Origin of the sequence: Pantoea dispersa (assembly GCF_014155765.1) — a bacterium.
GTDB classification, from domain to species: Bacteria; Pseudomonadota; Gammaproteobacteria; order Enterobacterales; family Enterobacteriaceae; genus Pantoea; species Pantoea dispersa.
Genome location: NZ_SCKT01000003.1, coordinates 380342 through 402411, shown reverse-complemented (window position 1 = coordinate 402411; position 22070 = coordinate 380342). Strand labels below are relative to the sequence as shown.

Genomic DNA, 22070 nt, shown 5'->3' with positions numbered 1-22070 from the left:
GGATCCTGAGACACCTATGCTGCCTTATAAATTTCCGCTGACCTCCGGCAACGTAACGCGCTTTTTCGTGGTGTTTAACCTGGTGCTGTTTCTCGCGCTCGGCGCCATGGTGCATAACAGTGTGAATGCGTGGATCATGGAAAAGCGCTACGCCATGACCGACCTGGCGCGCGCGATGCAAAAACGCATTGATGCTTACCGCTTTGCCACCTGGCAAATCTATGAAAATCTCGCCACCAGCGCCGCGGGTTCTACGCCGAACAGTAGCCTGCAGGAGACGCGCCTGCGCCCGGACGTTTACTATCTGGAGAAAACCCGCCGCAAGACCGAAGCGCTGATTTTCGGCTCGCACGACAGCAGCACGCTGGATATGACGCTGCGCATGTCCAATTATCTCGATACGCTGTGGGGCGCTGAAAATCCGGCGTGGTCGATGTACTTCCTCAATGGTCAGGACAACAGCCTGATCATGATCTCGACCCTGCCGCTCAAGGATATGGCGACGCGCTATAAAGAGAGCGCGATCAATACGCTGGTGGACAGCCGCCGTGCCGAAATGCTGCAACAGGCCAATGCGCTGGACGAACGCGAAAGCTTCTCGCCACTGCGCCACTTTGCCTGGCAGAACGATCACTACTTCACGCTGCGCACCACGTTTAACCAGCCAGGTCATTTAGCCACGGTGGTGGCGTTCGATCTGCCGGTTAACGATTTGATTCCACGCAGTATGCCGCTGGAGAATTTCCAGCTGCGCCAGGATGCCAGCCAGCCCGGCAGCGCCACCAGCGATGACGCCAGCAGCGAAAGCACCGCGGTGACGCTGGTTAACCCGAACCTGGAGATTGCCGCCACGCTGCCCAGCACCTCGCTCCAGCTGGTGTACCGGGTGCCGCTCGCCAGCCTGGCGATGGATACCCTGCACAACCTGATGTGGCCGCTGCTGATCAATCTGTTGCTGTTCCTGCTGTCTATTGCCGGCATTACGCTGCTGCGCCAGCAGTCGCTGCGGCCGAATGAGAACCAGAGCGCCGAGCTCGATTCGCTGCGTATGCTGAATGAGGAGATCGTCGCCAGCCTGCCGGTCGGGCTGCTGGTGTATGACTTTGGTACCAACCGCACCCTGCTGAGCAACAAAATCGCTGAGCATCTGCTGCCGCATCTCAATCTGCAGAAGATCATCAATATGTCCGATCAGCATCAGGGCGTGCTGCAGGCTACCATCAATAACGAAGTGTATGAGATTCGCCACGCGCGCAGCATGCTGTCACCGCATACCCAGCTGTTTATGATGCGCGATCAGGATCGCGAGCTGCTGGTGAATAAGAAGCTGCAAAAAGCGCAGCAGGTGCTGGATCGCAACCACCAGATGCGCCAGCAGCTGATGCAGAATCTTGGCCATGCGCTTAATCGTCCGCTGCAGAGCATGGTGACGCAGCTGGTGCAGCTCAGCCAGCGCGATGACGACGAGGGCGTGCTGGATCTGCTGGATGAGAGCCAGGGTCTGGCGCGGCTGGTGGACGATATCGTCCTGCTCAACCGGCTGGAAGCCCACGACTGGTCGCCGGATGCGGGCGTGTTTAACCTGCAGGATCTGCTGGATGAGATTGCGCTGGAGAGCCTGCCGCTGCTGCGCCGCAAAGGGCTGACGCTGGTGGTCAACAATCAGCTGGCCAACGACGAGATGCGCTTTGGCGATCGCCGCGCGCTGCGTAAAGTCCTGACCACACTGATGCACTACGCGCTCACCACCACGCAGTGGGGCAAGATTTCCCTCGATATCAAAGCCAGCGACAGCAAAGCCAACAGCGTGCTGTTCCAGCTGGTGGATACCGGCTCAGGCCTGACCGGCGACGAGCTGGCCAACGTCGATTTCCCTTACCTTGGCGAAACCACGCAGGACCGTTACGGTCAGGCGTCTGGCATGGCGTTTTTCCTGTGTAAGCAGCTGTGCAAACAGATGGGCGGCCAGCTGGAGATTATCGCCAAACCGGATATCGGCACGCGCTACAACATTCAGCTGCCGCTGGCGCTGGAGCAGCAGAGCGAGCAGGAAGAGAAACTGCTGGAAGGCGTGACGGCGCTGGTGGATATCGCGGTCGAGGACGTACACAAAATTGTCTGCCGCCACCTCGAGAACTGGGGGGCAAATTGCCTGACCTCGGACGAACGTTTGTCCGGGCAGGAGCATGATGTGCTGGTGACGGACGATCCGGCACGCCTGCACGGCTGGGCGCTGTTGCTGGCCGGCGACGAAATGGGGCATCACGCCCTCAACGACCAGCAATTCCGGGTCAATTTCAATCTCAGCAATGCGCTGCTTGATGCGCTGCTGGCCCTGATTGAGAAGCAACTGGCTCACGATTCGATAGAGGAGAGCGACGACGATGAGGCTGCCACGCCGCTGCTGAGCGGCGGCTATTTCCAGCTGTTTACGGAGACAGTACCGCCAGATGTGAAGAGACTGTATACTGAGTCGGCGGAGAAGGACTATCCCTCGCTTGCTCAGACAGCGCATCGCCTGAAAGGCGTGTTTGCCATGCTCAATTTACTGCCGGGTAAACAGCTTTGTGAAGAGTTAGAACAGCACATTAAACTGTGCGACGATTTAACCATTAAAAATACCACCAGTGAAATTGACGCGTACGTCAACCAACTGCTGCAGCAAGGTAACCAATAAGATGAATAACCTGAATGTAATTATTGCCGATGACCATCCAATCGTTCTGTTCGGTATCCGTAAATCTCTGGAACAGATCGAATGGGTGAATGTGGTAGGTGAGTTTGAAGACTCAACAGCACTGATCAATAGCTTGTCCAAACTGGATGCCAACGTCCTGATTACCGATCTGTCGATGCCGGGCGAAAAATACGGCGACGGCATCACGCTGATCAAGTACATCAAGCGTCATTATCCGGATCTCTCCATCATTGTTCTGACCATGAACAATAACCCGGCGATCCTGAGCGCGGTACTGGATCTGGATATCGAAGGCATCGTGCTGAAGCAGGGTGCACCAACTGACCTGCCAAAAGCGCTGGCAGCCCTGCAGAAAGGCAAAAAGTACACGCCGGAAAGCGTGGCCAAACTGCTGGAGAAAATCAGCGCCGGCGGCTACGGCGACAAACGTCTGTCACCGAAAGAGAGCGAAGTGCTGCGCCTGTTCGCCGAAGGTTTCCTCGTTACCGAGATCGCCAAGAAGCTGAACCGCAGTATCAAAACCATCAGTAGCCAGAAGAAATCAGCAATGATGAAGCTGGGTGTGGATAACGATATCGCGCTGCTGAACTACCTCTCTTCCGTCAGCGCCACTCAGGTCGACAAAGAGTAATCCCTGCGGCGGTGCTTCGGCACCGCCTCTCCTCTGCCCTGCTTATCCTTCCCGGCTTTTGCGAACACGTTCTGCATACAGCGCCAGCGTGGTTTTCAGCACATCCAGCGTCACCGGTTTTGACAGGCAGTTATCCATGCCGGCATCCATACAGCGCTGTTTCTCTTCCGCCAGTGCGTTAGCGGTCACTCCAATCACCGGGAAAGCATGCCCCAACTGTCGCAGACGCTGCGTCAGCCGGTAGCCGTCCATGTTTGGCATGTTGACATCGCTCAGTACGATATCGATATGGTTACGGCTGAGCACGTTGAGCGCATCCACGCCGTCCTGCGCCGTTTTGGTCTGATAGCCCAGCGTGCCGAGCTGTTCAGACAGCAGCATGCGGTTAATCGGATGGTCATCAACGATCAGCACCATGATGTCTTCATAGCTGGAGGCCTGCTGCGGCACCGGCAGTTCCAGCGTAGTCGCCGTTTCACTGTCGATGGCAATGCGATAAATCCGGCCCAGCAGCAGCGGCAGATCGTGCAGCGTCGCGCTGCTGTGCACCCACTGTCCCGGCGTCGTTTCCTGCGGCATATCAATGTGTTCACCGCAGATACGGATGCGCGCGCGTACCGTCTGCGCTGGCGCGTCGTGGTGATCGCAGATCATCACATCGTCCGCCCCAGCCCGCCCCTGATAGTGCGCGACCTGGATGCCCTGCTGCTGAAGCAGACGCAGCAGGAAGGCCGCCAGATAGTCGTTGCGCAGGTCAAGCCAGATGGCTTTTTCCTGCAGACCATCCAGCAGCGGCGGCGCGGGTTGCTGTCCGGCGTAGATCGGGATACGCACCACGAACTGGCTGCCCATGCCCGGTTCAGAGTCGACTTCGATGTCGCCATCCATCATGTTGATGAGCTTTTCACAGATCGCCAGTCCCAGCCCGGTGCCCTGGAAATTACGCTGCACGCCGGAGCCGACCTGGAAGAACGGGTCGAACAGGCGCGTGATCTCTTTTGCCGGGATTCCCACGCCGGTGTCGCGCACGCGAAACGCCAGATACCCCTCTTTGACATAGGCGTGCAGGATAATGCAGCCGGTGTGGGTGAACTTGATGGCGTTGTTCAGCAGGTTGGAGATCACCTGCTGCAGGCGCAGCGGATCGCCGTCCAGCGCCAGCGGCACATCGTTCTCGATAAACACATACAGCGTCAGGCGCTTACGCACCACCAGCGACAGATAGCTGCTGGCAATATGGTTGACCACCTCACGCGGCGAGAAGGGACGCGGCTCAATCTTCAGCTGCTCGGACTCGATCTTCGAGAAGTCGAGAATATCGCTGATGATTTTCAGCAACAGGCTGGATGAGTTGTTCATCGCCGTGACCAGCGAATCCACGCCCTTCGGCAGCGATTTGGTCTGCAGCAGATCGAGGTTACCAATAATGCCGTACAGCGGCGTCCTCAGTTCGTGACTGACGGTAGCAAGGAACATCGACTTGGACTGGCTGGCCTGCTCGGCGGCGTGTGCCATCTCCTGCAGCGACTGCTCCATGCGCACGCGCGCCGAGACGTCGACCAGCACGCAAATCGCCACGTTCTCGTTGCGGTAGCGCGAATGCACAAAGCTGATTTGCAGGTTCGTGTTACTGCCGGTCAGCATATCGACAAAATTAACCTGCTGGCCGCCGATGATTTCGTTCAGCCGCAGGCGATCTTCCTGCGTCAGCAGCGTCAGATAGTTATGCGCCAGTTCATTACTGAGGATGTTGGTGCCATCGCTGGTACGCAAAATACAGATGCCAACCGGCGCTGACGCGACAATCTTGCGGTTGAACTGCTCGTGCTCCTCCAGCCGGTGAGCGTTGTCCTCCGCCGGCAGGAACATGCGGCGTTCGAACACCCACGCCAGGGTAAACAGAATCAGCGCGCTGAGGATATTGAGCAGCAGCGCGTTGATCAGCATCAGCTTGAGCTGATCCATCAGCACATCGGTCGACAGCGACCACACCACATTGAGGCTGGACGGCGGCAGCGGCTTTTTCAGCACCAGCTGACGATAGCCGTCAAGATAACCAAACCAGGTGCTGTTATCCGGCAGATCGTCCAGCGAATAACCGGGTCCGCCGCGTCGTGAGCTGATCAGCGGGCGATAGTTTTCGTCGGTGATGGTGGCCACCAGCGGCAGCCCGCCGGGCTGAATAAATTCATCCAGGCGAATGTTCTGCTCCACGCCGAGCAGCGCCTGCAGTTTGTTGGCGACATAGACCGGCACCACCATGTAGAAGTTGCCGATGCCTGGCTGGCTGCTGTTGGTAATCCAGTACATTGGATTACGCCGCTCTTCCTCGTTGCCGCTGCGGTAGTGCAGCACGTTTTCGCGCAGCGCCTTCAGGCTGCGTTCGCGATCGACCGGATTATTGTTACCGATGGTGAAGTCTGCCAGGCACTGATTTTCGCCGCCGATAAAGAACACCCGATTGAGTTCATAGGCTGAGGCAAAATTGCTTTTCCAGTAGTTAATGAAATAGCTCAGGGAATCGAGCGAGTTACGCCAGGTGTTGCTCATTGACGTGCAGTCACCGTCGGTAAACAGCGGCGTAAACTGCGGCAGCGTGCTTTTGCCGCCCGGCATGCCGTTGAGCATATCCAGCCCGTTGACGCTGCTGCTCAGGCGATTCTCAGTGATGTATTTCAGCTCGCGCATCACATCCGCGGAGTGGCGCACATACCATTCGGCCTGACCATAATTGGTGGCAAACTCCTGGCGCACCGCGTTCTCTTTCTCGTGCAGCACATTGATGATATAGAAAGTGGTCAACAGTGCACCCAGCGACCAGAGCAGCAGTGCCAGCGCACGAAACAGGTAGCGCGAGATGCGAAGCGTGGTGCGAAAGGAGACGAGATATTTCAAAAGAGACTCACTGGCGGCAAGGGTTATCGGGACGTTGAAAAGTTCTCATACACTAGCTTTATCAGGGCGAAAAAGCCAGTTGGCACGCGACTTTGGGAGTGAAAGTCAGACAAAAAAAACGGCAGGTCGGTTGCCCTGACCTGCCGCTTGTGACAGACAACGAACGGTTACTCTTCGTCGTCTGTTTCCGGTGCGTCGTCGTCGCTGTCGACTTCCGGCGCGATATCGTCTTCGCCTTCTGCCACGCTGCCGTCGATGGCGTCGAGTTCTTCCTCTTCCACCGGTTCAGCGACGCGCTGCAGGCCAACCACGTTTTCATCTTCCGCGGTACGAATCAGGATCACGCCCTGCGTATTACGGCCCACCACGCTGACTTCCGACACGCGGGTACGCACCAGCGTACCGGCATCGGTGATCATCATGATCTGATCGCTGTCCACCACCTGTACCGCGCCAACCACTGGCCCGTTACGCTCGGTGACTTTAATCGAGATCACGCCCTGCGTGGCGCGCGATTTGGTCGGATACTCGCTGTTAGCAGTACGCTTGCCGTAGCCGTTCTGCGTTACGGTGAGAATCGCGCCCTCTTCACGTGGCACAATCAGCGACACCACTTTGTCGCCTTCGGCCAGCCTGATGCCGCGTACGCCCGAAGCCGAACGGCCCATGGCGCGCACCGCGCTCTCCGCGAAGCGCACCACTTTACCGGCGGCAGAGAACAGCATCGCTTCGTCGTTACCGTTGGTCAGCGCCACGCCAATCAGCTCATCGTCTTCACGCAGGTTGATGGCAATGATGCCGGCACTGCGCGGACGGCTGAACTCCTGCAGCGCAGTTTTCTTCACGGTACCGTCTGCGGTCGCCATGAAGATGTTGAAGCCTTCGGTGTATTCGCGCACTGGCAGAATCGCGGTGATACGCTCGTTGGCTTCCAGCGGCAGCAGGTTGACGATTGGACGACCGCGCGCGCCACGGCTGGCTTCTGGCAGCTGATAGACCTTCATCCAGTAGAGGCGGCCACGGCTGGAGAAGCACAGAATGGTGTCGTGGGTGTTGGCCACCAGCAGACGATCGATAAAGTCTTCTTCTTTAATGCGCGCCGCCGATTTGCCCTTACCGCCGCGACGCTGGGCTTCATAGTCTGACAGCGGCTGGTATTTGACGTAGCCCTGATGCGACAGGGTGACCACCACATCTTCCTGGTTGATCAGGTCTTCGATGTTGATGTCAGCGCTGTTAGCGGTGATTTCCGTGCGGCGCGCATCGCCAAACTGATCGCGCATCGCCACCAGCTCTTCACGGATCACTTCCATCAGGCGCTCGGCGCTCTGCAGGATATGAATCAGTTCGGCGATCTGGTCCAGCAGCTCTTTGTACTCGTCGAGCAGTTTTTCATGCTCAAGGCCGGTCAGTTTCTGCAGACGCAGATCAAGAATGGCCTGTGCCTGCTGCTCGGTCAGGTAGTAGCGGCCGTCGCGAATACCAAACTCCGCTTCCAGCCACTCCGGACGCGCGGCGTCGTCACCGGCACGTTCCAGCATGGCGGCGACGTTGCCGAGATCCCACGACTGCGCCAGCAGGCCGCTTTTCGCTTCGGCTGGCGTCGGAGCACGACGAATCAGCTCGATAATCGGATCGATGTTGGCCAGCGCAATCGCAAGACCTTCAAGGATGTGCGCACGATCGCGCGCTTTACGCAGTTCGAAGATGGTACGACGCGTCACCACTTCACGGCGGTGGCGAACGAAGGCTTCAATGATCTCCTTCAGCGTCATGATCTTCGGCTGGCCCTGATGCAGGGCAACCATGTTGATGCCGAAAGAGACCTGCAGCTGCGTCAGCGAGTAGAGGTTGTTGAGCACCACTTCGCCGACCGCATCGCGTTTCACTTCAATGACGATACGCATGCCGTCTTTGTCAGATTCGTCACGCAGGCCGCTGATGCCCTCAACGCGCTTCTCTTTCACCAGCTCGGCAATTTTCTCGATCAGGCGCGCTTTGTTCACCTGATACGGGATTTCATTGACGATGATGGTTTCACGACCGGTTTTGGCGTCGGTTTCAATCTCGCCGCGTGCGCGGATGTAAATTTTACCGCGCCCGGTGCGGTAGGCTTCTTCAATGCCACGACGACCGTTGATAAAGGCGGCGGTCGGGAAATCCGGCCCGGTAATGTGCTCCATCAGCCCTTCGACGCTGATGTTTTCATCTTCGATGAACGCCAGACAGCCGTTGATCACTTCCGTCAGGTTGTGAGGCGGAATGTTGGTCGCCATGCCGACGGCAATACCGGAGGAGCCGTTGATCAGCAGGTTAGGAATTTTGGTCGGCAGGACTTCTGGGATCTGCTCGGTGCCGTCATAGTTCGGCACAAAGTCGACCGTCTCTTTTTCCAGGTCAGCCAGCAGTTCAGAGGAGATCTTCGCCATGCGCACTTCGGTATAACGCATCGCTGCGGCGGAGTCGCCGTCGACCGAACCGAAGTTACCCTGACCGTCGACCAGCATGTAGCGCAGGGAGAACGGCTGGGCCATGCGCACGATACTTTCGTACACAGCGGAGTCACCGTGTGGGTGATATTTACCGATAACGTCACCGACCACACGGGCAGATTTTTTATAGGGTTTGTTCCAGTCGTTACCCAGTTCGCTCATGGCAAAAAGCACACGGCGATGCACCGGCTTCAGGCCATCACGTACATCGGGTAAGGCTCGGCCAACGATGACCGACATGGCGTAATCGAGGTAGGAGTTTTTCAACTCTTCTTCGATATTGACCGGTGTAATTTCTCTCGCAAGGTCGCTCATGGAGCCGCTATCCCTCTACATAATCCCGGATTTTAAAGGTGCGAAAGTATATCACATCGCTTGCGTGCGGTGAACGTAAAGCAGGGTTTTGTGGCGCTTTTCCTTTGCGCTGAGAGATGCCTCGCAGGGTTTATGTGTTTATACTGGTGGCATATTTTGTCAGGAGTCATGATTCAATGAATGAACAACCGCAGGAAAGCCGCCAGAACGTTGACCACGCCGAAATTGCCAAGTTTGAGGCGGTTGCATCACGCTGGTGGGATTTAGAGGGTGAATTTAAGCCGTTGCACCGCATTAATCCCCTGCGTCTTGGCTGGATTGCTCAGCACAGCCATGGGCTGTTCGGTAAGAAAGTGCTGGATGTCGGCTGCGGCGGCGGCATTCTCGCCGAGAGCATGGCGCGTGAAGGGGCGGAGGTCACCGGTCTGGATATGGGCGCCGAGCCGCTGGAGATCGCGCGTCTGCACGCGCTGGAGAGCGGCGTGAGCGTCAATTACGTGCAGCAGACGGTTGAAGCCCATGCGGCCAGCCATGCCGGTCAGTACGACGTGGTGACCTGTATGGAGATGCTGGAACACGTGCCGGATCCGCGTTCCGTGGTGCTGGCCTGCGCGCAGCTGGTGAAACCGGGCGGCGAGGTGTTTTTCTCCACCATCAACCGTAACCCCAAAGCCTGGCTGCTGGCGGTGTTTGGTGCTGAATACGTGCTGCGCATGGTGCCGCGCGGTACCCATGACGTGAAAAAATTCATTCGTCCCGCCGAGCTGCTGAACTGGGTGGACGAGACCGCCCTGCGTGAACGCAATATGACTGGCCTGCACTACAATCCGCTGACCAACCAGTTCCGCCTTGGCCGCGGGGTGGACGTCAATTATATGGTGCATACCCACCGTCAGGCGTAAACGACCTGTTTCGCCTGCCCGCCCGTGGGCAGCGCTGTTGTAGCGGCGCGATGTATTACGCGAAAAATCGCGCCGCTATGGAATCTACGACCAGCAATTTACTCATCTGAATGGCATAACGCCCTGCACGCCGCCAGTCCTCCTTTCACTTCCGACCGCCCCCGGTTTATCACGCGCTGGCCCTATCCAGATCAATTTCCTTTTAGACGCTGCGATGCGCTTTTTGTAAGGTGAAAAGGTCATAAAAAATTCATAAGCAAACGCAGATAAGTTCGCTGCTGACGGAGCGGCGCGGGCTTTTTTCGCCTGGGAAATTTCCCGAATCGCAGCGGTTGAGCAATAAACACGCGCTCGATCAAAAATTGAAAAAAAACCTGTTATCCGTTGACACCAGGTGCAGGCCTTGTGGCGTGGGGATCCAGGATTTTCGCCACCCCCCAGGGCGTAAAATTTTGTGAAAATCAACTCTTGTGATGATCCGATTGCTGACTAGAATACTCACCATATTGTTGTTCAAACTTTCCGCACCCCCTATATATAGTGTTTATCCACAGGCTTACTCACAATGAGCCGCCTGTGAATAGACGGGGGATAATTTTGTATTTCATGGACAGGTAAACACGCGACATGAACCAAAGTCTGCTCGTTACGAAACGCGATGGCCGCCAGGAGCGCATCGACCTCGATAAGATTCACCGGGTGCTGGACTGGGCAGCTGAAGGGCTGAACAATGTCTCCGTCTCGCAGGTTGAGTTGCGTTCGCACATCCAGTTTTACGATGGCATCAAAACCTCGGACATTCACGAGACCATCATCAAAGCAGCGGCCGATTTGATCTCCCGTGACGCGCCTGATTACCAGTACCTGGCCGCGCGTCTGGCGATCTTCCACCTGCGTAAAAAAGCGTACGGTCAGTTTGAGCCACCGAAGCTGTACGACCAGGTAGTGAAAATGGTCGAGATGGGCAAATACGATCGCCATCTGCTGGAAGACTACAGCACCGAAGAGTTTGAGCAGATGGACGGCTTCATCGACCACTGGCGCGACATGAACTTCTCCTACGCGGCGGTGAAGCAGCTGGAAGGCAAATATCTGGTGCAGAACCGCGTCAGCGGTGAAATCTACGAGAGCGCCCAGTTCCTGTATATTCTGGTCGCCGCCTGCCTGTTTTCCGGCTATCCGCGCGATACGCGTATGGATTACATCAAGCGTTTCTACGATGCGATCTCCACGTTCAAGATCTCGCTGCCTACGCCTATCATGTCCGGCGTGCGCACCCCGACCCGTCAGTTCAGCTCCTGCGTACTGATCGAGTGCGGCGACAGCCTGGATTCCATTAACGCCACCTCCAGCGCTATTGTGAAATATGTGTCACAGCGTGCCGGCATCGGCATCAACGCGGGTCGCATTCGTGCGCTCGGCAGCCCGATCCGCGGCGGTGAAGCGTTCCACACCGGCTGTATCCCGTTCTATAAGCACTTCCAGACGGCGGTAAAATCCTGCTCGCAGGGCGGCGTGCGCGGCGGTGCGGCAACGCTGTTCTACCCGATGTGGCATCTGGAAGTGGAAAGCCTGCTGGTGTTGAAAAACAACCGTGGTGTTGAAGGCAACCGCGTGCGTCATATGGATTACGGCGTGCAGATCAACAAGCTGATGTACACCCGCCTGCTGAAAGGCGAAGACATCACCCTGTTCAGCCCGTCCGACGTGCCAGGCCTGTATGACGCGTTCTTCGCCGATCAGGATGAGTTTGAGCGTCTGTATACCAAATATGAGAAGGACGACAGCATCCGCAAGCAGCGCGTGAAAGCCGTCGATCTGTTCTCGCTGATGATGCAGGAACGTGCCTCAACCGGCCGTATCTACGTGCAGAACGTTGACCACTGCAACACCCACAGCCCGTTCGATCCGGCCATTGCGCCAGTGCGTCAGTCTAACCTGTGCCTGGAGATTGCGCTGCCGACCAAACCGCTGGAAGACGTCAACGACGAAAGCGGCGAGATCGCGCTGTGCACCCTGTCCGCCTTTAACCTCGGCGCGATTGAAAGCCTGGACGATCTGGAAGAACTGGCGACGCTGGCGGTACGCGCGCTGGATGCCCTGCTCGATTACCAGGATTACCCGATCCCGGCGGCAAAACGCGGTGCAATGGGTCGTCGTACCCTGGGTATTGGCGTAATCAACTACGCCTATTACCTGGCGAAACACGGTGTGCGCTACTCTGACGGCAGCGCCAACAACCTGACGCACAAAACCTTTGAAGCCATTCAGTACTGGCTGCTGAAAGCCTCCAACGAGCTGGCGAAAGAGCAAGGTGCCTGCCCGTGGTTTAAAGAGACCACTTATTCGCAGGGCATTCTGCCGATCGATACCTATAAAAAGGATCTCGACAGCGTGTGCAACGAGCCGCTGCACCTTGACTGGGAAGCGCTGCGTGAGTCGATTAAAACCCACGGCCTGCGCAACTCCACGCTGTCTGCACTGATGCCGTCTGAGACCTCTTCGCAGATTTCGAACGCCACCAACGGTATCGAGCCGCCGCGCGGTCACATCAGTATCAAAGCGTCGAAAGACGGGATTCTGCGCCAGGTAGTACCGGAGTATGAGCGTCTGAAAGATCAGTACGAACTGCTGTGGGAGATGCCATCAAACGACGGCTATCTGCAGCTGGTTGGCGTGATGCAGAAGTTTATCGATCAGGCGATTTCATCGAACACCAACTACGATCCAGGCCGTTTCGCCAATGGCAAAGTGCCGATGAAACAGCTGCTGAAAGATCTGCTGACCGCGTACAAATTTGGCGTGAAGACCCTGTACTACCAAAACACCCGTGACGGTGCCGAGGATGCGCAGGACGATCTGGCGCCGTCTATTCAGGACGATGGCTGCGAAAGCGGCGCCTGTAAAATTTGATCGAAAGGCGCCTGCGGGCGCCTTATCGTGTCTGGGCCAGCAGCGGCTGGCCCGTTTCACTTTTGGACTTAGTCATGGCTTACACTACTTTCTCACAGAACAAAAATGACCAGCTGAAAGAGCCGATGTTCTTCGGCCAGTCAGTGAACGTTGCCCGTTTCGACCAGCAGAAATACGACATTTTTGAAAAGCTGATCGAGAAGCAGCTCTCTTTCTTCTGGCGTCCGGAAGAGGTTGACGTCTCGCGCGATCGCATCGACTATCAGGCGCTGCCGGAGCACGAGAAGCACATCTTCATCAGTAACCTGAAGTATCAGACGCTGCTGGATTCCATTCAGGGCCGCAGCCCGAACGTGGCGCTGCTACCGCTGATCTCGATTCCCGAGCTGGAAACCTGGGTAGAAACCTGGGCGTTCTCCGAGACCATCCACTCACGCTCGTACACCCACATCATCCGTAATATCGTCAACGATCCGTCACTGGTGTTTGATGACATCGTGACTAACGAGCAGATTCTGGCGCGCGCGCAGGATATCTCGAAGTATTACGATGATCTGATCGAGATGACCAACTACTGGCATCTGCTGGGTGAAGGCACGCATCAGGTGGCGGGCAAGAGCGTGACCGTGAATCTGCGTGCGCTGAAGAAGCAACTGTATATCTGCCTGATGAGCGTTAACGCGCTGGAAGCGATTCGCTTCTACGTCAGCTTTGCCTGCTCATTCGCCTTCGCCGAGCGCGAACTGATGGAAGGCAACGCCAAGATTATTCGTCTGATTGCCCGTGACGAAGCGCTGCACCTGACCGGCACTCAGCATATGCTGAATCTAATGCGTACCGGTGAAGACGATCCTGAAATGAAAGAGATCGCCGCCGAGTGCCGCGACGAGTGCTTCGACCTGTTTAAGAAAGCAGCCGAGCAGGAAAAAGAGTGGGCTGAGTATCTGTTCAGCGGCGGCTCAATGATTGGTCTGAACAAGGACATTCTGTGCCAGTACATTGAGTACATCACCAATATCCGCATGCAGGCGGTGGGTCTTGATCTGCCGTTCCAGACGCGTTCTAACCCGATTCCATGGATTAACTCGTGGCTGGTGTCAGATAACGTGCAGGTGGCGCCGCAGGAAGTTGAAGTGAGCTCCTATCTGGTGGGTCAGATCGACTCCGAAGTGGGCGAAGACGACTTCAACGATTTCCAGCTGTAAGCATGAGCCGTTCCGTGGTCATCCTGCGCAGCTCCGGCTCCCGGCTGGAGTGCGCAGACGAACACCCTAATCTGCTGACAACGCTGGAAGCACACAATGTGTGCGTCGAGTTTCAGTGTCGCGAAGGCTACTGCGGCTCCTGCCGCATGCGTTTGCTGAAAGGCGAAGTGGATTATGCGGAAACCCCACTGGCGTTTATTCAGCAGGGCGAGATTCTGCCCTGCTGTTGTAAGGCCAGAGGGGAGATTGAGATCGAGCTGTAACCTGCCGCTACACCAAAACCAAAAGTCCTTTAATGCTGCAACATCCATACAGGTCGTCAGAGAGGTTGCCGCTTGCTGCACCGGCGTAAATCCATCCCTGGAGCCTGCCGCCGCGCCGTCCTGGCGCGGAGGCTGCTGCAAGCGGCAACCTCCCCCACGCCCTATCAGGCTTCTTCATTGCGGTAACAGAACGTCACCCTGCAGCGACACCAATGCTAACGGGAAGAGGGGATGTTGAGCTAAGCCGGACGTCACGCGGCAAGGATGCCGCGTGTCGAGGCCCGCAGGGAGCGGGTTTTGCCGTTCCGGGCGTGCTCAACTTCCCCTCTGACCTTGCTGATGATGACCGCCAGCACAATCGGGTTAGCTCTTCACCGTCTCCAGAACATCAATCCAGCCGTGACCGGTACTGACTTCACTGCCGTGCAGCCAGCGGCGCAGCATATTCATCGCCATCATCGCCACCACTTTCTGCCGGGTTTCCAGATTGTGCCGCCCGTGGGTAAATTTCACCCGCTGGCCCCAGCTGGCTTCCGGTGTATGCAGCGCAATCGACACTTCCCCTTCCTGCAGATCACCAACCGACAAGGCAAGCACCGTACCCTGCTGAGCGGCTAACTGACGCGTACGCGTAACCTGCGCTTCCAGCGACTCCTCATGTGCCGGCAGCAGCTCGGCGGCACTAAGCGGCACCTGCGCGGCGGCCAGTTGCCAGTGCAGCAACCCGGCCGTGTATTGTTCGCTCAGAGCAAGGCGGAAGCCGCGATCGTGCAGTTCCCGCGCCAGCACGGCCGGCAATCCTTCAAAGCCTTCAAAAATGGTGCACTCGGCCAGCAGTAACTTAACCTGCTGCCACACCTGCTCCATCGCCACGCGCTGGCTGGCCGGGCCGGTCAGTTTAATCTCAATGATGGGCATCGACGAACGGTAGCCCATCACGACGCCTTCCGGCAGCGGCAGCGGTTCAAGCTCGGCGGCGATATCGCTCTCGCCGCGACCAAAGGTGGTCAGACGCAGGCACAGCGGGGGTTCTGGCAACGTAAAACGCGCCTTAAGACGCGGAATAATCTGCTGCTCAACCATCACTTTGAATTCTGACGGCACGCCGGGGGTGAAGAAAATCCAGCAGCGATTAAGCTGCAGGGCAAACCCACAGGCGGTGCCGACCGGGTTATCGATCAACTCGGCATTCGCCGGAATCTCCGCCTGCTTGCGATTACTGGGTGCCATGAGCCGCCCGCGGCTGGCAAACCAGGCTTCCATCTTCTCCAGCCACGCCTGTTGCAGCACCAGTTCGCTGCCGCTGGCGGTGGCCGCTGCCTGCGCGCTAAGATCGTCGCTGGTCGGCCCAAGACCGCCGTTCACGATCAGCACGTCGGCAACCTGACTGCGACTCTGTAGCGCTTCAACCAGCGAGCTCATCGCATCGCCGACCGTGCTGCGACTGGTCATCGGCAGGCCGTGCTGAAACAGCACATCGGCCAGCCACGCGGCGTTGGTATCGACAATCTGCCCATGTAACACTTCATCGCCCGTTGAGAGCATTTCGACACGTATCACGATCTCTTCTCCTTATCCCTGTGGCTTTCACTGTAGGGAGCGCGCAGGCGAAACACAATCGCCGCCGGTGCGAAATAGCGGGTTAATCGCGATGCGGAAAGGAAACAGCGGGAAAGCAGGAATCGGGCGCGACGAACATCGCGCCCACGGGGATTAACGGCGCGCCAGCAGCAGGCCAACAAACAGACCGGCAGCCGCACCGATACCAATGCCCTGCCACGGTTTTTCATGCACGTAATCGTCAGCACGATACGCCGCCTGTTTGGCACGGTAGTAATAGCTGTCGGACGCCTGGCTTACGCGATTCTTCACGTCTTCCAGCGCCTGCTCGGCTTTCTGCTTCAGTTCGATATATTTCTGGTCCGCCGGATCGCCCGAGGAGCGCAGGACTTCTTCCAGCGTTTCCGTCAGCAGCGCCAGATCGTCATCAAGACGGGTTTCAAATTGATCGGTAGATGACATGTTCACAATCCTCCATGTTTAAATGCGGTGTCGATTAACTATAGTCATAAATCGCGTTTTTGCGCCGCGCCGTCATCCGCTGACTGCGCTTTTTGCCGCGCTGAACGCAAAGTTATGTCATCCGGGGCGTTGCACGCGGAATTGTGCTTCGTTTATTTGATTAATCTGATAAATTTTCAGCGGACTGAATTTTTTATTTTCGCCACTGTCGTAACCCCCTGTAGCCTGACGCTAAATGTCTTGCGACAGCCTCAATACACCCGAGCAGCTAAGGAAAAGATTTCCGGCATGAATCGTAGAAAATTTATGAAAGCGTCCATGGCCCTCTCTGCCGTTAGCGGCATGACCGGGCTCTCCTCGCTGTTTGCGCAGTCCGCCTGGGCCGATGATGGCATCGCCGACGGAACCGCCGTGCGCTTCGATTTCGATGTGCTGAAAAAGAAAGCCGCGGCGCTGGCCAAACAGCCCTGGGGCGGCGCGCCCGGCCCCCTGCCCGCGACCCTGGCCAATCTGACACCGCAAGCGTATAACGAAATTCAGTACGACGCTAACCACTCACTGTGGAACAACATCGCCGACCGCGAGCTGGATGTGCAGTTCTTCCACGTTGGCATGGGCTTTAAGCGCCGCATTCGCATGTTCTCCGTGGACGCCGCCAGCCGCGAGGCGCGGGAAATCCACTTCCGTCCGGAACTGTTTAATTATCACAACGCCAACGTGGATACCCAGCAGCTGGTGGGTAAAACCGACCTCGGCTTTGCCGGTTTCCGCGCCTTTAAAAAACCGGAGCTGGCGCGACGCGACATCGTTTCTTTCCTCGGTGCCAGCTACTTCCGCGCGGTAGATGAAACCTACCAATATGGCCTGTCAGCCCGTGGCGTCGCGGTTAACACCTTTAGCAATGGCCAGGAAGAGTTTCCCGACTTCACCGCCTTCTGGTTCGAAACACCCAAAGCTGAAGACACCACCTTTGTGGTGTATGCACTGCTGGACGGGGCCAGCGTCACCGGTGCCTACAAATTCACCATCCACTGCGAAGAAAAACGCGTGGTGATGGAGGTGGAAAACCACCTGTTTGCGCGCAACGAGATTCGTCAGCTCGGTATTGCGCCAATGACCAGCATGTTCAGCTGCGGCACCAACGAACGCCGCATGTGCAATACCTATCATCCGCAGATTCATGACTCCGATCGCCTGGCGATGTGGAGCGGCAGCGGCGAGTGGATTGCCCGTCCGCTGAATAACCCACAGCGCCTGCAGTTCAATGCCTATCAGGATGAAAACCCGCGCGGCTTCGGTCTGCTGCAGCTGAATCATGATTTCAAAGATTATCAGGACGTGATTGGCTGGTATGACAAACGCCCCAGCCTGTGGGTGGAGCCGATCGGTAAATGGGGTAAAGGCGCCATCAACCTGATGGAGATCCCGACAACCGGGGAAACGCTGGATAACATCGTCTGCTTCTGGCAGCCGGCCGAGCCGGTCAAAGCTGGCAGCGAATTTAATTTCCAGTACAAACTCTACTGGAGCCAGCTGCCGCCAGTACGCAGCGGTCTGGCCCGCGTTGATGCCACGCGCACTGGTATTGGTGGCTTCCCGGAAGGCTGGGCACCGGGCGAACACTTCCCGGACCAGTGGTGCCGCCGCTTTGCTATCGATTTCATTGGCGGCGACCTGCAGGCGGCCGCGCCGAAAGGTATCGAACCGGTGATTACCGTATCGTCCGGCACCTTCAAACAGGTGGAGATCCTCTACGTCGAACCGCTGAAAGGTTACCGTATCCTGTTTGACTGGTACCCGAACAGCGACTCAACCAAACCGGTGGATATGCGCCTGTTCCTGCGCACCAAAGATGAGACGCTGAGCGAAACCTGGCTGTATCAGTACTTCCCGCCACCGCCCGATCAGCGCAAGTACACCGACGACCGGCAGATGACGCCGGGCTAACCTGCACGGCGAGGCCAACACCTCGCCGTTAGTTTTTCTGCATGCCGACGTGCGGAATATTATCTTCCAGATAAACGTCCGTGACCGCCCGGAAGCCCAGGCGACCATAAAAGCCTTCCAGATGCGCCTGCGCGGACAGATACACCGCCCGCTGCGGCCAGTGCTGTTCGCAGCTGTTCAGCGCCTGCTCCATCAGCCGATAGCCCAATTTCAGGCCGCGCGCCTCTTCCGACACAATCACCCGACCAATGGTCACCGGCGAGGAAGCCAGCGCGGGCGTCAGGAGACGCGCATACGCCAGCAGTTTGCCATCAAGAAAGCCCAGCAGATGGCGGTTATCAGCTGTCAAATCCTGGCCATCTATATCCTGATACGGACAGGCCTGTTCGACGATAAACACCTGATTGCGCAGCGCCAGCACGGTATACAGCTGCTGCGCGGTCAGTTCACTGTGGTGGCAATCAAGCCATTGCATATCCATCGTGCTTCCTTGTCTGAGCGAAAAAAGTGATCTTCACAGCCTATCACAGCGCATGCGCTAAACGCAGTGGGCAGCACGTAACAGGGGCGGACACGCGGAGCAATGTGATCAAACTCTCAAATTGCAGGCAAAAAAAATCAGGCCCGCAGGCCTGATTGTGAATATGACGCGCTGTTTACATCAGCGGCTGGGCCAGCTGCACCAGCGTGATGAGCGGCTGCGGATAAACACCGAGCAGCAACACGAGGATGGCGGAGATCAGCACCACCACACCACCGGCGGTGAACGCCCAGTTGGCTGGAGTATCACGAGTGTGCAGTTCCGGCGGGCTGAGGTACAGGCTCACCGTAACGCGCAGGTAGTAGTACAGACCAATGGCGCTACCGGCGACAACCGCCGCGGTCAGCCACCACAGATGCGCGTTAACACCAGACGCGATGACGTAAAACTTACCGATAAAGCCCAGCGTCATCGGGATACCGGCCAGCGACAGCATCATCACCGTCATCACGGCGGAGAGAATCGGACGATGCCAGAACAGACCGCGATACGAGTAAAGCGTATCCGCATCCGGACCACGGTACGGGCTCGACATCAGGCTGACTACACCGAAAGCGCCGAGGCTGCTGAACAGGTAACCAGCCAGATAGACACCGGCGGTTTCCAGCGACAGCTGATGGGTTTTCACCGCAATCAGCGCCACCAGCAGATAGCCAAGATGCGCGATAGATGAATAACCGAGCAGACGCTTGATGTTGCTCTGCGAAATCGCCATCAGGTTACCGAACAGGATCGAGACGAAGGCAATCACACCCAGCACGGTGCGCACCGCTTCACTGTCGGTTACCGGTGCGTACATGAACAGACGCATGATGACCGCAAAGATAGCGATTTTGCTGGCGGTGGCGAGGAAGGTCGAGACCGGAGCCGGCGCGCCCTGATAAACGTCTGGCGTCCACAGATGGAACGGCACCAGCGACAGCTTAAAGCCAAGACCGATGATCATCATGCCCAGCCCGACCAGCAGCAGCGGCTGCTGAATCATGCTGTCATTCAGGCTCTTGCCGAGCTGCACAAAGCTCAGGCTGCCGGAATCGGCGTAGACCAGCGCAATACCGAAGATCAGGAACGAGGAGGCCGCAGCCGACAGAATCATGTACTTCAGCGCCGCTTCCAGCGAGCGCTTCTGACGGAAGGCGTAGCCGATGAGACCAAACAGTGGCAGCGACAGCAGTTCGATACCGATGAACAGCGCCGCCAGATGGTTGGCGCTGGCCAGCACAATCCCGCCCAGCGCCGCAATCAGCACCAGCAGATAGAACTCATCTTTGTTATCCGGGAAACCGGCCAGCCACGGATAAGCAAAGGTGCAGGTTGCCAGACTCGCCAGCATCACCAGCGCGGTATAGAACATCGAATAGCCATCCACGCGCAGCAGCGGCGTGACATCCATGGCGCCCACGTGGCCCACAAACCACAGCGACAGCAGCGCGAGGTTAAGACCGATGACCGTCAGCGTGGCATTAACAAAGTGGTTGCGTCGCCACGCAATGGACAGCATCACAACCACCACCGTCAATCCGACGATTAACAGCGGTAGCAACGCGATCAATTGTTGAGGAGTTATTGTCATGGCGAATTACGGCCTTGTAGTTGAAATTGAAGCGGTAAACCACTGCTGAATATTGCTCATCGCAGCATGGGACGTGTCGAGGATTGGCTGCGGGTAAACGCCCAGCAGCACCAGCAGCACGACCAGTACACCGATGGTCAGGAATTCGCGCGGCGACATTCCAGCCAGCGGCTCTTTTGATTTGGCTTCGCCGTAGTAAGCGCGCTGCATCATGATCAGCGAGTACACCGAGGCAAATACCAGGCCGAAGGTGGCAATCACGATAATCAACGGCACCACCTGATAGCTGCCGGTCAGAATCATGAACTCACCCACAAAGTTACCGGTGCCCGGCATACCGAGGTTAGCCACGGCAAAGAACAGCGACAGGCCCGGAATCCACTTGATGCGCGACCACAGGCCGCCCATCTGGCGCATGTCACGGGTATGCAGACGTTCATACAGCTGACCGCACAGGATGAACAGCGCCGCGGCCGACAGGCCGTGCGCAATCATCTGCACCACCGCGCCCTGGAACGCCAGCTGGCTGCCGGTGTAGATGGCAATCAGCACAAAGCCCATGTGCGAAATCGAGGTGTAAGCGATCAGGCGTTTGATATCGGTCTGCGAGAACGCCATCCACGCGCCGTAGAAGATACCGATGATGCCGAGCCACATGGCGATCGGTGCGAACTCCGCCGAGGCATTCGGGAACAGCGGCAGGCTAAAACGCAGCAGGCCGTAAGCCGCAGTTTTCAGCAGGATACCGGCAAGGTCAACCGAACCAGCGGTCGGTGCCTGGCTGTGGGCATCCGGCAGCCAGCCGTGCAGCGGCACCACCGGCATTTTCACCGCAAAGGCGATGAAGAAGCCGAGCATCAGCAGATACTCAACGGTGTGTGACATTGGCGTTTTCAGCAGCTCTTCATAGCTGAACGTCCAGACGCCAGTGGCGTTGTAGTGCACAAACACCAGCGCCAGAATGGCAATCAGCATCACCAGACCTGACGCCTGGGTATAGATGAAGAATTTGGTTGCCGCGCTGATACGGGTTTTCCCGTCAGACGCTTTGTGACCCCAGAGCGCGATGAGGAAGTACATCGGCACCAGCATCATTTCCCAGAAGAAGAAGAACAGGAACATGTCGATGGCGAGGAACACGCCGATCACGCCGCCGAGAATCCACATCAGGTTGAGGTGGAAGAAGCCCTGATACTTTTCGATTTCATTCCACGAGCAGAGTACCGCCATCAAACCCAGCAGGCCGGTCAGCACCACCATCAGCAGCGACAGGCCATCCAGCGCCAGATGGAAATTAATGCCAAAGCGTGGGATCCACGACACCAGGAAAGTCGACTGCCACTGCGGCAGGCCCGCAGCCTGCGTCAGCGAATAGCCGCCCTGCAGCCACAGCTGCAGGCCCAGCGCCAGCGTCAGCCCCATGGTGATCAGGGCAATCCAGCGCGGCACCTTCGCGCCAAGGCGCTCAGCCAGCCAGCAAAGCAAGCCCCCAACAAAGGGTATAATTATTAGCCAAGGTAATAACACGGCGTACATTCCCTATTTTCGTCTTCGTTCAGGCTATCGGACGCGCCTGTTTCGCCTCGCCCACGCGGGCAACGTTCACGTATTACTACGCGCCGGTTGCTGCGCTGGCGAACACCAAACTGACTGCGTTGATCTCACCCGTGCAT

At 57.3% G+C, this 22070-nt stretch carries 14 protein-coding genes; 7 read left to right on the top strand and 7 right to left on the bottom strand.

Translation table 11 applies throughout. The features are described 5' to 3' along the window. Positions 1 to 19 precede the first annotated feature (19 nt). Both rcsD and rcsB read left to right on the top strand, forming a co-directional pair. Positions 20 to 2677 carry a phosphotransferase RcsD gene (rcsD, locus tag H7K56_RS11905; protein ID WP_150361346.1) on the top strand — a complete coding sequence of 886 codons (2658 nt, stop codon included), beginning with the start codon at positions 20 to 22 and terminating at the stop codon, positions 2675 to 2677. Between the two features lies 1 nt (position 2678). Beyond that, entirely contained in the window at positions 2679 to 3329 is a 651-nt protein-coding gene (gene rcsB / locus H7K56_RS11900; protein ID WP_013509853.1) for a response regulator transcription factor RcsB, read from the top strand. 42 nt (positions 3330 to 3371) lie between these two features. On the opposite strand, the gene rcsC is transcribed toward rcsB, so the two are convergent. Further along, complete coding sequence (gene rcsC, locus H7K56_RS11895) at positions 3372 to 6224, bottom strand: two-component system sensor histidine kinase RcsC (protein WP_182689017.1); 2853 nt, start codon at positions 6222 to 6224, stop codon at positions 3372 to 3374. A 167-nt stretch (positions 6225 to 6391) separates the two neighbouring features. Beyond that, the gene (gene gyrA / locus H7K56_RS11890) at positions 6392 to 9031 is read right to left on the bottom strand and encodes a DNA topoisomerase (ATP-hydrolyzing) subunit A (protein ID WP_021509233.1); all 2640 of its coding nucleotides are present in this window, start codon (positions 9029 to 9031) and stop codon (positions 6392 to 6394) included. 176 nt (positions 9032 to 9207) lie between these two features. Here gyrA and ubiG point away from each other — a divergent pair, with 176 nt between their 5' ends. The 4 genes from ubiG to yfaE all read left to right on the top strand — a co-directional run bounded on the left by ubiG (position 9208) and on the right by yfaE (position 14314). Beyond that, positions 9208 to 9933, top strand: a complete 726-nt coding sequence (ubiG, locus tag H7K56_RS11885) for a bifunctional 2-polyprenyl-6-hydroxyphenol methylase/3-demethylubiquinol 3-O-methyltransferase UbiG (protein WP_021509232.1) — start codon at positions 9208 to 9210, stop codon at positions 9931 to 9933. Between the two features lie 627 nt (positions 9934 to 10560). Continuing rightward, entirely contained in the window at positions 10561 to 12846 is a 2286-nt protein-coding gene (gene nrdA / locus H7K56_RS11880; RefSeq protein ID WP_021509231.1) for a class 1a ribonucleoside-diphosphate reductase subunit alpha, read from the top strand. A 74-nt stretch (positions 12847 to 12920) separates the two neighbouring features. Then, the gene (nrdB, locus tag H7K56_RS11875) at positions 12921 to 14051 is read left to right on the top strand and encodes a class Ia ribonucleoside-diphosphate reductase subunit beta (RefSeq protein ID WP_021509230.1); all 1131 of its coding nucleotides are present in this window, start codon (positions 12921 to 12923) and stop codon (positions 14049 to 14051) included. Positions 14052 to 14053: 2 nt separating this feature from the next. Continuing rightward, positions 14054 to 14314 (top strand): class I ribonucleotide reductase maintenance protein YfaE, encoded by a 261-nt coding sequence (yfaE, locus tag H7K56_RS11870; protein ID WP_021509229.1) that lies wholly within the window; start codon positions 14054 to 14056, stop codon positions 14312 to 14314. A 363-nt stretch (positions 14315 to 14677) separates the two neighbouring features. On the opposite strand, the gene H7K56_RS11865 is transcribed toward yfaE, so the two are convergent. Both H7K56_RS11865 and elaB read right to left on the bottom strand, forming a co-directional pair. Beyond that, the gene (locus H7K56_RS11865; RefSeq protein ID WP_150361329.1) at positions 14678 to 15874 is read right to left on the bottom strand and encodes a nicotinamide mononucleotide deamidase-related protein YfaY; all 1197 of its coding nucleotides are present in this window, start codon (positions 15872 to 15874) and stop codon (positions 14678 to 14680) included. Positions 15875 to 16027: 153 nt separating this feature from the next. Beyond that, the gene (gene elaB, locus H7K56_RS11860) at positions 16028 to 16336 is read right to left on the bottom strand and encodes a stress response protein ElaB (RefSeq protein WP_021509227.1); all 309 of its coding nucleotides are present in this window, start codon (positions 16334 to 16336) and stop codon (positions 16028 to 16030) included. A 288-nt stretch (positions 16337 to 16624) separates the two neighbouring features. Between elaB and H7K56_RS11855 the strand changes: the two genes are divergently transcribed. Beyond that, complete coding sequence (locus H7K56_RS11855; protein WP_031280040.1) at positions 16625 to 18283, top strand: glucan biosynthesis protein D; 1659 nt, start codon at positions 16625 to 16627, stop codon at positions 18281 to 18283. 28 nt (positions 18284 to 18311) lie between these two features. Here H7K56_RS11855 and H7K56_RS11850 read toward each other — a convergent pair whose 3' ends face one another. The 3 genes from H7K56_RS11850 to nuoM form a co-directional block, all read right to left on the bottom strand. Continuing rightward, positions 18312 to 18764 (bottom strand): GNAT family N-acetyltransferase, encoded by a 453-nt coding sequence (locus H7K56_RS11850; RefSeq protein ID WP_021509225.1) that lies wholly within the window; start codon positions 18762 to 18764, stop codon positions 18312 to 18314. Between the two features lie 175 nt (positions 18765 to 18939). Continuing rightward, complete coding sequence (gene nuoN / locus H7K56_RS11845; protein ID WP_031280039.1) at positions 18940 to 20397, bottom strand: NADH-quinone oxidoreductase subunit NuoN; 1458 nt, start codon at positions 20395 to 20397, stop codon at positions 18940 to 18942. Positions 20398 to 20403: 6 nt separating this feature from the next. After that, the gene (nuoM, locus tag H7K56_RS11840; RefSeq protein ID WP_031280038.1) at positions 20404 to 21924 is read right to left on the bottom strand and encodes an NADH-quinone oxidoreductase subunit M; all 1521 of its coding nucleotides are present in this window, start codon (positions 21922 to 21924) and stop codon (positions 20404 to 20406) included. Positions 21925 to 22070 lie beyond the last annotated feature (146 nt).